Origin of the sequence: Sphaerisporangium rhizosphaerae (genome assembly GCF_042665155.1) — a bacterium.
Lineage (GTDB): Bacteria > Actinomycetota > Actinomycetes > Streptosporangiales > Streptosporangiaceae > Sphaerisporangium > Sphaerisporangium rhizosphaerae.
On record NZ_JBHTCG010000022.1, the window covers coordinates 48,267 to 60,341 of the forward strand.

The window sequence follows — 12,075 nt, forward strand, 5'->3', positions numbered from 1 at the left end:
CCATTGAGGCCGGACCGTGTTCTTCGAAGGCCTTGAACAAAGGTCGTTCAAAGCGTGCAACGTACCCGTTGTGGCGTGAGTTCCCGTTCGGCCCCGACTCCCCTAGGCTGCGACCAATACGTGCCACGGCGAAGGCGGGGAGGAGAGGCCGATGGCCCCGACGCCGACCAGTCCGGTGGAGGCCACGCTGGCCTACGCGGAGGAGTTCCATTCCGAAGACGAGGTGCTCAGCGCCGCGAGACGGCGCGGCATGGAGGTGGGCGCCGTCCCGATCCTGCCCGGCGGCGGCGCGGCCCTGTGCTTCCTCGCCACGGCGATCAGCGCCAGGTCCGTGGTCGAGGTCGGCACCGGCTGCGGCGTCTCGGGGTTGTGGCTGCTGCGCGGCATGCGTCCCGACGGCACGCTGACCAGCGTCGACGCCGAGCCCGAGCACCAGAGGCTCGCACGGCACGCCTTCGCGGAAGCGGGCTTCTCCGGCAGCAGGGTGCGCCTGATCGGCGGCAGGGCCCTGGACGTTCTGCCGCGCCTGGCCGACGGCGGCTACGACATGGTGTTCTGCGACGCCGCCAAGCAGGAGTACGGCGACTACCTGGCGGAGGCCGTGCGCCTGCTGCGGCTCGGCGGCATCGTCGCCTTCGACCACGCGCTGTGGCACAACCGGGTCGCCGACCCGGCGCAGCGCGACCCGGACACCGTGGCGATCCGCGAGCTGGGCAAGCTGATCAGGTCGGACGACCGGCTGCGCGCGCTGATGATGCCGCTGGGCGACGGCCTCCTGGCCGCCGTCAAGATCGCCAACTGACGGGCGGCACGGGCGGCGGGCCGGGCTCAGGCGTGGTGCGCGGTGGACCCGGTCCAGGCGTGGCCGGCGGTCGGCCCGGTTGAGGCGTGGCCGGCGACCGGCCCGGCTCAGGCGTAGTGCGCGGTGAACCAGTCGAGCAGCAGGCGGGCGCCGAACCCCGTCGCGCCCTTGGTGAAGACCCCGTCGTCCGCGGTGGTGCGGGCCACGCCGGCGATGTCGAGGTGGGCCCAGCGCCGCCCGCCGGTGAACTCGCGCAGGAACAGCGCCGCGGTGATGGAGCCGCCGCCGTACTTGTTCGCGGAGTCCACGTTGGCCAGGTCGGCGATCTCGGAGTCGAGCGCGGCGCGGTACTCGTCGATGAGCGGCATCCGCCACAGCGCCTCGCCGGACCTCGCGCCCGCCTCCAGCAGTTCCTTGGCCAGGTCGTCGCCGGTGGAGTACACCGCGCCGATGTCGCGTCCCAGCGCGATGCCGACGGCCCCTGTGAGCGTGGCCAGGTCGATGACGGTGTCGGGCTCCAGCACGTCGTCTGCGTAGGCCAGGGCGTCGGCGAGCACGAGCCTTCCCTCGGCGTCGGTGTTGAGCACCTCCACCGTGCGGCCGCCGTAGTGGGTGATCACGTCGCCGGGCCGCTGCGCGCTGCCCGAGGGCATGTTCTCGGCGGCGGCGACCAGGCCGGTGACGCGCGCCCGCACGCCGAGCCGGCGCAGCGCCCCGAGCACGGCGATCACCACGGCGCCGCCCGCCATGTCGGTCTTCATGAACTTCATGCCCTCGGTCGGCTTGAGGGACAACCCGCCGCTGTCGAAGGTGATGCCCTTGCCGATCAGCACGATGTGCGGGCCCGCGGGAGCCTCGGGCTCGTAGGAGAGCTGGATCAGCCGCGGCGTGCTCACCGACCCCTGACCCACCGCCAGGATGCCGCCGAACCCGCCCTCGGCCAGCTCGCCCGGCTCCCACACCTTGACCGCGAGGCCCTCGCGCCCGGCGATCTCGGCGGCGCGGGCGGCCAGCCAGGCGGGGTTCTTCTCCGAGGACGGGGTGTTGGCCAGGTCGCGGGTGAGGGCCGTGGCGCGGGCGGTCACCTCGGCGCGCTCGACGGCCGCGCGGGCCCGTTCGGGGCCCGACAGGCGGATCTCCTCGACGGCCCTTGCCCGGACCGCCCCGATGCGCATCGTGTAGGAGCCCAGGAGCGCTCCCTCGGCCAGGGCGGCCCAGCCCGCCTCGCCGGCGCCGGGGGGCAGGGCGATGTCGATGGCCCGGCGTCCCCGGGCCCGCCGGGCGAGCACGCCGCCGGCCTTGCGCAGGGCGCGCGGCCCGCCGTCGCCGATGCCGTACAGCAGGACCCGCCGCACCGCGTCGCCGTGCGAGATCGGCACCTCCACGACCTCGCCGGGCTCGCCCTTGGCGTCGTGGTGGGCGAGGAGGGCGGGGACCGGCACGGGCAGTTCCACCTCGGCGGTGAGTTCGCTCCCGAACGGCACCGCCAGCAGGTCGGCGTCCTGCGCGGGCGATTCGACGAAGCTCAGCTCGGTCTCGATGGGCATGGTGGCCTCCCCGGCCTGGAAAGTGCGACAGCCCCGGCGTGGGGGTCTGACCCGGCCGCCGGGGCCGTCAAGTCGCCTGTGTCGATGGGTCGTATCAGGGGTATGTCAGCCGACGACGTTCTTCAGAGCGTCGCCAAGGGCTCTGGCCTCGTCCGGTGAGAGTTCGACGACGAGCCGGCCGCCACCCTCCAGAGGGACCCGCATGACAATGCCCCGTCCTTCCTTGGTGACCTCCAGCGGACCGTCGCCAGTCCGCGGCTTCATCGCCGCCATGCGTGTATCCCTTCCTGCCTCGGCCGGACGACACCGCCGCGCTCGTGTGCGCGCCCGGCCGCCCGCCGCTTTCACGTCTTCTGTGACGTCCCATTATCCCGCCTCGCGAGCGCGCATGGGTAACGATCTCCTCCCAGAATGCGTTGTCCGGGGCCCTGCGGCCGATCAAACTGGTCTATGTGAACGCCCGCGCCGCGCTTTTCGACCTCTACGGCGACCACCTGCGCATCCGCTCCGGACGGGCGTCCGTGGCCGCCCTGGTGCGGCTGCTGGCCCCCCTCGACATCGCCGCTCCGGCTGTCCGCACGGCGATCTCGCGGATGGTGCGGCAGGACTGGCTCACCCCCGTCCGGCTCGCCCAGGGGCCGGGGTACGCGCTCACGCCCAAGTGCCTGCGCCGCCTGGACGAGGCCGCTTCGCGCATCTACCGCACGGGCTCGGCGGTGTGGCCGGGCCGGTGGCACGTGCTGGTCTTCCAGCCGGTGCGCGACCGGGCCAGGCGCGAGCGGCTGCGTGCCGACCTCGCCTTCCTCGGCTACGCCCCCCTGTGCGAGACCACCTGGGTCGGGCCGCGCGCCTCGCCGGAGCTGGACGCCCTGCTGGAGGAGCAGCGGGTCCGCGCCGACCACTTCGTGAGCACTCTGGACGGTGACCCGCGCGAGCTGGTGGCCCGCGCGTGGGACCTGGGCGCCATCGCGCGGGCCTACGAGGAGTGGATGGGGCAGGCGGCCGACCTGGTCGGGGCCGTCTCGTGCGACGCCCCGGACGACCAGATCTTCGCCGCGCGGAGCAGGCTGGTCCACGGATGGCGCAACTTCCTGTTCCGCGATCCCGGCCTGCCGGCCGAACTCCTCCCGCCCGCCTGGCCGGGCGACAAGGCCCGTGCCTATTTCGAACAGGAGGCGGCCCGGCTGCTCCCGGCGGCCGCCGCCTTCGTCGACCGCAACCTGGACAAAGGAGTCCACTGATGGAGCAGCCGATGGACGCGCGGCCCGGCGGCGAGCAGGTGCTCTACGCCGTCGAGCAGGGCGTCGCGACGATCACGCTCAACCGTCCCGACGCGATGAACGCCCTGACCATCGTGATGAAGGCGGCCCTGCTCGAAGCGCTCGAACGCGCGCGGGACGAGGCGGACGTGCGCGCCGTGCTGCTCACCGGCGCCGGGCGCGGGTTCTGCGCCGGCCAGGATCTGCGCGAGCACGCCGAGAACCTCGCGGCCGGGGCCGGTCTGGACGACACCGTCCGCGCTCACTACAACCCGATCGTCCTGGCGATCACCGGCATGGGCAAGCCGGTGGTGGCCGCGGTGAACGGCTACGCCGCGGGCGCGGGCGTGTCGCTGGCGCTGGCGTGCGACTTCAGGGTCGCGGCCGAGAACGCCCGTTTCGCGATGGCCTTCAGCGCCATCGCCCTCGCCCCCGACTCCGGCGCCTCGTGGACCCTTCCTCGTCTGGTCGGAGCGGCCAAGGCGCGCGAGCTGCTGATGCTGGGCGACCCCGTGGACGCCGCCGAGGCGGCGCGGCTCGGCATGGTGACCTCGGTCGTGCCGGCCGAGGAGCTGGCGCGGAGCGCCCGTGACCTGGCCGTGCGCCTCGCGCAGGGCCCCACGCTCGCGTACGGCGCCATCAAGCAGGCCCTGGACTTCTCCGCGGCGCAGCCCCTGGAGGACGCCCTTTCGATGGAGGCCGACCTGCAGGACGCCTGCGCCAAGACCGAGGACCACCACAGCGCCACCCGCGCGTTCCTCGCCAAGCAGCGGCCCGTCTACGAGGGCCGCTGACGCCCCCGCCGTTCTCAGGCGATGCCGTCGCGCACCCAGCAGTCGGCGACGTGGTCGTTGACCAGGCCGATGGCCTGCATCAGCGCGTAGGCCGTGGTCGGGCCGATGAAGCGCAGGCCGTGGCGCTTGAGCTCCTTGGCCAGGGCCGTGGAGCCGGGCGTGGTCGGCCGCAGGTCGGCGAGGGTGCGCGGCGCGGGCGAGGAGGGGTCGGCGTAGCGCCATACCAGCTCGGAGACCCCGCCGGGGATCGCGGCGGCGGCGCGGGCGTTGGCGATCGCCGCCTCGATCTTGGCCCGGTTGCGGATGATGCCCGCGTCGGCGAGCAGCCGCTCCACGTCGGCCTCGCCGAACGCGGCGACCGCCTCGATGGAGAACCCGGAGAACGCCTTGCGGAAGTTCTCGCGTTTGCGCAGGATCGTCAGCCACGACAGGCCCGACTGGAAGCCTTCGAGCGTCAGCCGCTCGAACACCAGGTCATCACCGCGGACCGGCCGGCCCCATTCATCGTCGTGGTAGGAGATGTAGTCAGGAGCGCTGGTCGCCCAGCCGCATCTGATGAGCTCAGGTTCCACGAACGTCGAGGTTACCGCTCTGGCCGGTGGACTCGGGGCGGTCGTCCGACGCGGCGGTGTCGCCGCCTGGGGCGCCGTGCCCTGCGGGCGGTTCGCCGTCCGGCTCGGGCGCGGAGGCGCCGGCGTCCCGCGGCGCCTCCGGCGCGGGCGGCCGGTGGTGCTTCGAGCCCGGCTCGGGGTCCGGCGAGCGCCTGCTCAGCCCCGAGGCGGTCCCCTCCTCCGCCGGCCGCTCGTCCAGCGGGCGGGCCGTCAGGCCCGAGAAGGTCCTCGGCGGCGCGGGATACTCCTCCGGCATGGCGATGGGCTCCGACGTCGCGATCACCCGGGGCCCCGTGGCGCCGTCGTACCGCGACGGGCCCTCCGGCCCGGAGGACAGCGTCTCGGCCTCGCCGAGGGGGTGCGGCGCGGCGGCCAGCCCCTGGCCCTTCCTGACCGGCCCCGGTTCGGGGGCGGGCGCCCAGGACGGCCGCGTCTGCGCCTCCTGACGGGCCTGGACGCGCCCCGCCAGCAGTTCGGCGACGCGCTGCTCCAGCACGGCGATGTGGGTGTCACGCTCGCCGATGGCCACCGCGGCCCGCTGCAGCGTCTCGTCCACCGTCTGTGTGTGGTAGCCGACCAGGCTCATCGGCAGCCGCAGCGCCATGAAGTCGACGGCCGTGAGCTGCCGCGGGGTGGGCAGTTCCAGAGGCGGGACGTCGGGGGCGAACTCCGTCAGCTCGCCGCCGCGCCCTTGCGAGACGATGACCACGCAGTACAGCACGGCGATCGCGGCGACAGCGAGAAGGACCAGCACATACGAATCGTGCCACATGGGTGCCTTTGAGCGCGCCTTGTTGATCCCGTACGCCGCCACGCATCAGCGGAGGGGCCGCTCGGAGCGGCCCGCCGGGTGAGGCGACCGGCATGGGGCACCGGTATGGCGGCACCGGTATGGCAGCATCGGTCGCATGACGCCCGTGCTCGTGACCGGCCCCAACCGCCCGCTCGACCCCTCCTGGACGGTGGCCCGGTCGGCCGCCGAGGTCGAGCGGCTCGCCGGCGCCGGGCGCACCGTCGTGGTGACCCTGTCGGGCGACGAGACCGCCCAGCTCGCCGCGGCGGCGGTGTTCGCCTGGCTGGGGGCCCGCGTCTTCCGCACCGATCACCAGGAGCAGGTGCGGCGCGCGGTCGACATGACCGAGTCGCTCGCCGGCAGGCGCCCCCCGGCCCTGGCCCGCCGCGGCCTCGCCTGAACGGGGGGCCGGTCAGCCGGTGGCCGACTCGCCGATCTCGTCGGGGTGGGGGGTGAGGGGCAGCGCGGGCTTCTCCAGGTGTTCCAGGGCCTCGGTGACCGTCGTGGTCCAGGAGATGGCGTCGAAGACGTTCGGGCGGGTGAACCCCTGCTCGTACATGCCGTCGACCAGGCGGCGCAGCGGCTCGTACAGGCCCCACGGGTCCAGGATGACCAGCGGCTTGTCGTGCAGGCCGAGCACGCGCGCGGTCCAGATCTCGAAGAGCTCCTCCAGCGTGCCGATGCCGCCGGGCAGCACCAGGAACGCCTCCGAGCGCGCGTCCATGGTCCCCTTGCGTTCCCGCATGTCGCCCGTGATGATCAGCTCGTCGGAGTCGGTGTCGGCGATCTCCAGGTCCACCAGCGCCTGGGGCATCACGCCCACCGTGCGCCCGCCGGCCCGGCGGGCGGCGCCGGCGATCGCGCCCATGCACGACACCGTGGCTCCGCCGCTGACAAGGGTGTGCCCCCTGCGGGCCAGCTCGGTCCCGACCTCCTCCGCGAGGTCGAGGTACTTCTGATCGATCTTCTGGCTGGACGCGCAGAACACACAAATCGCCATCGCCACGGCGTCACCTTACATCGCGCCCCCTTCTCGGTCGGATGGGTCGAGGTGGTGGTTGGGCGGAGCAAATACGAGCCGGAACGCGCAGTCAAGGCCCCAGGGCGTCGCGCGCGACGGCCGGCGAACGTGGCGGAGGGACTCATCTGCCGTTATGGCGGCCACCGCACCCGGCTTCGCCAGGGCGGTGATGAAAGTTACACCCCGATGTCGTTCCCCGGCCCGACGCGACCGCAATTTTCAGACCGCTATGACCGAGGTCAGAGCCCATATGCGAACTTCAGGGAAACCGAAAGTTTCGCGATGGCCTTGACTTGTTTCGGCCAGGTTTCCAGACTGACTCCCCGAGGCGGCCTCCTCCTGCCAGCTCGGTGGTGCTGCGACGAGGGACGCCGTCCGCGACGCCTCGGTGGTGTGCGTTCCGGCGACGGGACGCGGCGTCGATCCCGCCGGCCATGCCGCTCACGCGGCTTCCCCGCTTCTTCCTGATTCAGTAACTCATGGAGGTTCAGGCATGGGCACAAACGCCCTACCCCCCACCGGAACCAAGCGACCGCTCAAGGGGCTTCGGGTCGCGCTCGCCGGCGCTCTCGGCGTGCTCGGCACGGTCGCGGCGCTGACGTTGCCGGGCCCGGCCGACGCCGCCGCGAGCACGCTGGGTGCGGCGGCGGCGCAGAGCGGGCGGTACTTCGGTACGGCCATCGCCTCGGGCAAGCTGGGTGACTCGGCGTACACCACCATCGCGAACCGTGAGTTCAACATGGTGACGGCCGAGAACGAGATGAAGATCGACGCGACCGAGCCCAACCAGAACCAGTTCAACTTCAGCGCCGGTGACCGGGTCTACAACTGGGCCGTGCAGAACGGCAAGCGGGTGCGCGGCCACACGCTGGCCTGGCACAACCAGCAGCCGGGCTGGATGCAGGGCATGTCGGGCAGCAACCTGCGCAATGCGATGATCAACCACATCAACGGCGTGATGGGCCACTACAAGGGCAAGATCGCCTACTGGGACGTCGTCAACGAGGCCTTCGCCGACGGCAACTCCGGCGGGCGGCGCAGCTCCAACCTGCAGTCGACCGGCAACGACTGGATCGAGGTGGCCTTCCGCACCGCGCGCGCCGCCGACCCGGCCGCCAAGCTCTGCTACAACGACTACAACATCGACAACTGGTCCTGGGCCAAGACGCAGGGCGTCTACAACATGGTCCGCGACTTCAAGTCGCGCGGCGTGCCGATCGACTGCGTGGGTCTGCAGTCGCACTTCAACGGCAACAGCCCTTACAACAGCAACTACCGCACCACGATCTCCAGCTTCGCCGCCCTCGGCGTGGACGTGGCGATCACCGAGCTGGACATCCAGGGCGGCTCGGCCAGCACCTACCAGTCGGTGACCAACGACTGCCTGGCGGTGTCCCGCTGCGTCGGCATCACCGTGTGGGGTGTTCGTGACACCGACTCCTGGCTCGGCTCCGGCGCCACCGCGCTGCTGTTCGACGGCAACGGCAACAAGAAGCAGGCCTACACCTCGGTCCTCAACGCCCTCAACTCGGCCACTCCCAACCCCACCCCGACGCCCACGGTGACGCCCACGGTGACGCCGACCGCGACGCCCACTCCCACCGGACCTGGCGGCGGCGGCAACGGCGCGATCAGGGGCGTGGCCTCCGGGCGGTGTGTGGACGTGCCCAACGCCTCCACCACCGACGGCACCGCGGTCCAGCTGTGGGACTGCAACGGCCAGAGCAACCAGACCTGGACCTCCACCTCGGCCGGCGAGATCAAGGTTTACGGCAACAAGTGCCTGGACGCCGGCGGCAGCGGCAACGGCGCCAAGATCCAGATCTACTCCTGCCACGGCGGCGCCAACCAGCAGTGGCGCGTCAACTCCGACGGCTCCATCACCGGCGTGCAGTCCGGACTGTGCCTGGACGCCACCGGACAGGGCACCGCCAACGGCACCACCATCCAGCTCTACACCTGCCACGGCGGCAACAACCAGAAGTGGACCTGGAACAGCTGACCCCCGCCGCGACGACAGGGCGCTGACGACCGGTTCGCCGGCCTCTGTCCGATCCAGGTGAGGAACGTCTCCGGTGCGGCCGACCCGCCGCACCGCGGACGGCCGGACCACCGGCCCGCCGATCGACCGCGGGCACCGTGAGGATCGGCCGTCCGGCACGAACCCCCACGCCACCGAGCCTCCCTCGTCAGGGGCTCGGTGGCGTGGGTTTCGCGTCGGGACCCGCCATGCGCTCAGGGCTCCTGACGGGCGCCGTTGCGCTCGCGGTCGGACTCGACGATGATGCGCACGGCCTCGTCCACGTCGTCGGTGACCTGGATCAGGTTGACGTCCTCTGGGGAGATCTTGCCGGTCTTCACCAGGGTGCCGCGGATCCAGTCGAGCAGCCCGCCCCAGAACTCGCCGCCCATCAGGATGACCGGGAACGAGGTGACCTTGCGGGTCTGCACCAGCGTCAGCGCCTCGAACAGCTCGTCCAGCGTGCCGAACCCGCCGGGCAGCGCCACGAACCCGCAGGCGTACTTGACGAACATCGTCTTGCGCACGAAGAAGTAGCGGAACTCGATGCCGAGGTCCACGTAGTCGTTCAGCTTCTGCTCGAAGGGCAGCTCGATGCCGAGGCCCACCGAGATGCCGCCCGCCTGGCGCGCCCCCTTGTTGGCGGCCTCCATGATGCCGGGCCCGCCGCCGGTGATGACGGCGTAGCCGGCCTCCGCCAGCGCCTGGCCGAGTCTCTCGCCCATGGCGTAGTCGGCGTCGTCGGCATGGGTGCGCGCCGAGCCGAACACGGTTACGGCGGGCGGCAGCTCGCCGAGCTGCCCGAAGCCCTCGACGAACTCGGCCTGGATGCGCAGCACCCGCCAGGGGTCCATGTGCAGCCACTCGGTCGAGCCGCGCCGGTCCAGCAGCCTCTCGTCGTAGGTGGAGTCGGGCAGGAACTTCCCCCGGACGAGGGAGGGGCCCTGACGGCGCTCCTCGCGTGATGCTTTGCTCATGCCGATCACGCTAACCGCCCGCTGGAGTGCGCAAGCCGTACCGGAACGGGACGTCCCGCCGGGGCCGTAAAGAATCTTGAAAAATCTGTCCCGAGCAGCGGAACCGATTCTTCGCGAGGCCACGTCTAAGAGCCGAGGGTGCTGCTCGGGACTGAAAGTGGCTTTCCCCGCCAAATGGCCGGCGAGGAAAGCCACTTTCTTTTGTGCCCACAGCCGGCGTTGATCGGCGCGACGCCCCGGCGAGCGATTCGCGCGCTCGCCCTTCCAGGCCGGGCCCGCGCCGCCCGTCCAGGACGCACAGGATGCTCAGGACGCCGCGTCGCCCAGCCAGGCGGTCATCCTGCGCTCGCAGTCGGCGATCATCTCCAGCGAGACGTACTCCCCCTGCTGGTGGGCGAGGTTCGGGTCGCCGGGGCCGTAGTTGACCGCCGGGACGCCGAGCTCGGAGAAGCGCGCGACGTCGGTCCAGCCGAGTTTGGCCCGGGGAGTGCCGCCGATGGCGCCGGCGAACGCCGCGGCCACCGGGTGGGTCAGCCCGGGACGCGCGCCGGGCGACCCGTCGGTGAAACGCACCTCATACCCCTCGAAGACCTCGCGCACGTGCTCCTCGGCCTGCTCCATCGAGCGGTCGGGGGCGAAGCGGTAGTTCACCGTCACCACGCACTCGTCGGGGATGACGTTGCCCGCGACGCCCCCGGCGATGCCGACGGCGTTCAGGCCCTCGTGGTAGGCCAGGCCGTCCACGACCGGCTCGCGGGCCTGGTAGGCGTTCAGGCGGGCCAGGACGGGCTCGGCGCCGTGCACGGCGTTCACCCCGTACCAGGAGCGGGCGCTGTGGGAGCGCCGGCCCTGGACGGTCACCTGGGCTCGCAGGGTGCCCTGGCAGCCGCCCTCGATCTCGCCGCTGGTGGGCTCCATGAGCACGGCGAAGTCGCCGGCCAGCAGCTCGGGACGGGTGCGGGCCAGGCGCGTCAGGCCGTTGCGCGCGGCCTCGACCTCCTCGCAGTCGTAGAAGACGTAGGTCACGTCCCTGGCCGGCGCGGGCACCCCGGCGGCGAGCTTGAGCGCCACGGCGACGCCGCTCTTCATGTCCGAGGTGCCGCACCCGTACAGCAGGTCACCCTCGACCCGGGAGGGCAGGTTGCCCGCGAGCGGCACGGTGTCGATGTGCCCGGCGATCACCACCCGCTCGGCGCGCCCGAGCTCGGTGCGGGCCACCACGGCCTCGCCGTCGCGGACGACGGTGAGATGCGGCAGCGGCGCGAGCGCGGCCTCGATGGCGTCCGCGAGGGCCTTCTCGCCTCCGCTGACCGACTCGGCGTCGACGAGCGCCGCGGTCAGCGCCCGCACGTCCCCCGCCAGGTCGAGCGGCGGGACCTCAGGCATTGACGCCATGCTGGCGCAGCACGTCGTTCAGCGCGGCCTTGTCGTGGCGCTGCCCCTCTTCCAGGCGCTTGAGCACCAGGACGCACGGCAGCCCGAAGGTGCCGCCGGGGAACTCCTTGGGACGCGTGCCGCCGACGGCGACGCACCAGTCGGGGATGCGGCCGCGGGAGAGCTCCTCGCCGGTCTGCACGTCGATGACGGGCATGGAGGCCGACAGGATGGTGCCCGCGCCGACGACGGCGCCCTTGCCCACCCGCGCGCCCTCGACGATCATCGAGCGGCTGCCGATCAGCGCCTCGTCCTCGATGACGACCGGGACGGCGTTCGGGGGCTCCAGCACCCCGCCGATGCCGACGCCGCCCGACAGGTGGACGTCGCGGCCGATCTGCGCGCACGAGCCGACGGTCGCCCAGGTGTCCACCATGGTGCCGCTGTCGACGTAGGCGCCGATGTTGGTGTAGGAGGGCATCAGCACGACGCCCGAGGCAAGGTAGGAGCCCCAGCGCGCGATGGCTCCCGGCACCACGCGGACGCCTTCCAGGGACGTCTTCAGCGGAATGCGGTCGTTGTGGTGGAAGTCGCCCACCTGGCTCCTGACCATGCCGAGCACCCGGAAACTGAGCAGGATGGCGCGCTTGGCGCGCTCGTCCACGACCACCTCGCCGGAGGCGCCGTCGACGAAGGCGACACGCGCCTTGCCGGTGTCGAGCATGTCCACGGCACCGACGATCACACCGCGGGCCTCGCCGTCGTCAGGCGACAGCTCGGCGCGGCGTTCCCACAACTCGTCCACGGTGGCCGGCAAGGGGCTTTCGAAGGTCTCGCTCATGCAAGGGGAGCTTAGTGCCGCACGGGCGACCCGGCG

At 72.1% G+C, this 12,075-nt stretch carries 13 protein-coding genes; 5 read left to right on the forward strand and 8 right to left on the reverse strand.

The window, feature by feature from the left end; all coding sequences use genetic code 11:
• The first annotated feature begins 151 nt into the window (after positions 1-151).
• A complete protein-coding gene (locus tag ACFQSB_RS27055; protein ID WP_354840405.1) occupies positions 152-802 on the forward strand; it encodes an O-methyltransferase in 651 nt (216 codons plus the stop codon).
• Between the two features lie 107 nt (positions 803-909).
• On the opposite strand, the gene ACFQSB_RS27060 is transcribed toward ACFQSB_RS27055, so the two are convergent.
• Positions 910-2,349: a leucyl aminopeptidase gene (locus ACFQSB_RS27060; protein WP_380829741.1), complete on the reverse strand. Its 1,440-nt coding sequence runs from the start codon at positions 2,347-2,349 to the stop codon at positions 910-912.
• 105 nt (positions 2,350-2,454) lie between these two features.
• Entirely contained in the window at positions 2,455-2,622 is a 168-nt protein-coding gene (locus ACFQSB_RS27065; RefSeq protein ID WP_114033903.1) for a DUF3117 domain-containing protein, read from the reverse strand.
• A gap of 179 nt (positions 2,623-2,801) precedes the next feature.
• Between ACFQSB_RS27065 and ACFQSB_RS27070 the strand changes: the two genes are divergently transcribed.
• Complete coding sequence (locus ACFQSB_RS27070; RefSeq protein ID WP_380829742.1) at positions 2,802-3,590, forward strand: PaaX family transcriptional regulator; 789 nt, start codon at positions 2,802-2,804, stop codon at positions 3,588-3,590.
• Complete coding sequence (locus tag ACFQSB_RS27075; RefSeq protein WP_380829744.1) at positions 3,590-4,402, forward strand: enoyl-CoA hydratase-related protein; 813 nt, start codon at positions 3,590-3,592, stop codon at positions 4,400-4,402. The genes ACFQSB_RS27070 and ACFQSB_RS27075 overlap by 1 nt, the downstream gene beginning before the upstream one ends.
• Before the next feature lie 14 nt (positions 4,403-4,416).
• Here the strand turns inward: ACFQSB_RS27075 and ACFQSB_RS27080 are convergent, their stop codons facing one another.
• Both ACFQSB_RS27080 and ACFQSB_RS27085 read right to left on the reverse strand, forming a co-directional pair.
• On the reverse strand, positions 4,417-4,974 hold the full coding sequence (locus ACFQSB_RS27080; protein WP_380829745.1) for a DNA-3-methyladenine glycosylase I: 558 nt from the start codon (positions 4,972-4,974) through the stop codon (positions 4,417-4,419).
• Positions 4,964-5,767, reverse strand: a complete 804-nt coding sequence (locus ACFQSB_RS27085) for a hypothetical protein (protein ID WP_380829746.1) — start codon at positions 5,765-5,767, stop codon at positions 4,964-4,966. Before ACFQSB_RS27085 ends, ACFQSB_RS27080 begins: the two co-directional genes overlap by 11 nt.
• 154 nt (positions 5,768-5,921) lie before the next feature.
• On the opposite strand from ACFQSB_RS27085, the gene ACFQSB_RS27090 reads away from it, so the two are divergent.
• Positions 5,922-6,206, forward strand: coding sequence for a hypothetical protein (locus ACFQSB_RS27090; RefSeq protein WP_380829747.1), 285 nt, complete (start codon positions 5,922-5,924; stop codon positions 6,204-6,206).
• A gap of 12 nt (positions 6,207-6,218) precedes the next feature.
• Here the strand turns inward: ACFQSB_RS27090 and ACFQSB_RS27095 are convergent, their stop codons facing one another.
• Positions 6,219-6,806 carry an LOG family protein gene (locus ACFQSB_RS27095; RefSeq protein WP_354927472.1) on the reverse strand — a complete coding sequence of 196 codons (588 nt, stop codon included), beginning with the start codon at positions 6,804-6,806 and terminating at the stop codon, positions 6,219-6,221.
• 514 nt (positions 6,807-7,320) lie between these two features.
• On the opposite strand from ACFQSB_RS27095, the gene ACFQSB_RS27100 reads away from it, so the two are divergent.
• A complete protein-coding gene (locus ACFQSB_RS27100) occupies positions 7,321-8,829 on the forward strand; it encodes an endo-1,4-beta-xylanase (RefSeq protein WP_380829748.1) in 1,509 nt (502 codons plus the stop codon).
• Positions 8,830-9,062: 233 nt separating this feature from the next.
• On the opposite strand, the gene ACFQSB_RS27105 is transcribed toward ACFQSB_RS27100, so the two are convergent.
• The 3 genes from ACFQSB_RS27105 to ACFQSB_RS27115 form a co-directional block, all read right to left on the reverse strand.
• On the reverse strand, positions 9,063-9,824 hold the full coding sequence (locus tag ACFQSB_RS27105; RefSeq protein WP_354840386.1) for an LOG family protein: 762 nt from the start codon (positions 9,822-9,824) through the stop codon (positions 9,063-9,065).
• A gap of 306 nt (positions 9,825-10,130) precedes the next feature.
• Positions 10,131-11,210 (reverse strand): succinyl-diaminopimelate desuccinylase, encoded by a 1,080-nt coding sequence (gene dapE / locus ACFQSB_RS27110; RefSeq protein ID WP_380829749.1) that lies wholly within the window; start codon positions 11,208-11,210, stop codon positions 10,131-10,133.
• The gene (locus tag ACFQSB_RS27115; protein ID WP_354840382.1) at positions 11,203-12,039 is read right to left on the reverse strand and encodes a 2,3,4,5-tetrahydropyridine-2,6-dicarboxylate N-succinyltransferase; all 837 of its coding nucleotides are present in this window, start codon (positions 12,037-12,039) and stop codon (positions 11,203-11,205) included. Before ACFQSB_RS27115 ends, dapE begins: the two co-directional genes overlap by 8 nt.
• Positions 12,040-12,075 lie beyond the last annotated feature (36 nt).

What these genes read in the sequence shown, in the direction of transcription:
- ACFQSB_RS27055 (WP_354840405.1), top strand. Translation starts at nt 152, where the DNA reads ATGGCCCCGACGCCGACCAGTCCGGTGGAGGCCACGCTGGCCTACGCG.
- ACFQSB_RS27060 (WP_380829741.1), bottom strand. Translation starts at nt 2,349, where the DNA reads ATGCCCATCGAGACCGAGCTGAGCTTCGTCGAATCGCCCGCGCAGGAC.
- ACFQSB_RS27065 (WP_114033903.1), bottom strand. Translation starts at nt 2,622, where the DNA reads ATGGCGGCGATGAAGCCGCGGACTGGCGACGGTCCGCTGGAGGTCACC.
- ACFQSB_RS27075 (WP_380829744.1), top strand. Translation starts at nt 3,590, where the DNA reads ATGGAGCAGCCGATGGACGCGCGGCCCGGCGGCGAGCAGGTGCTCTAC.
- ACFQSB_RS27090 (WP_380829747.1), top strand. Translation starts at nt 5,922, where the DNA reads ATGACGCCCGTGCTCGTGACCGGCCCCAACCGCCCGCTCGACCCCTCC.
- ACFQSB_RS27095 (WP_354927472.1), bottom strand. Translation starts at nt 6,806, where the DNA reads ATGGCGATTTGTGTGTTCTGCGCGTCCAGCCAGAAGATCGATCAGAAG.
- ACFQSB_RS27100 (WP_380829748.1), top strand. Translation starts at nt 7,321, where the DNA reads ATGGGCACAAACGCCCTACCCCCCACCGGAACCAAGCGACCGCTCAAG.
- ACFQSB_RS27105 (WP_354840386.1), bottom strand. Translation starts at nt 9,824, where the DNA reads ATGAGCAAAGCATCACGCGAGGAGCGCCGTCAGGGCCCCTCCCTCGTC.
- dapE (WP_380829749.1), bottom strand. Translation starts at nt 11,210, where the DNA reads ATGCCTGAGGTCCCGCCGCTCGACCTGGCGGGGGACGTGCGGGCGCTG.
- ACFQSB_RS27115 (WP_354840382.1), bottom strand. Translation starts at nt 12,039, where the DNA reads ATGAGCGAGACCTTCGAAAGCCCCTTGCCGGCCACCGTGGACGAGTTG.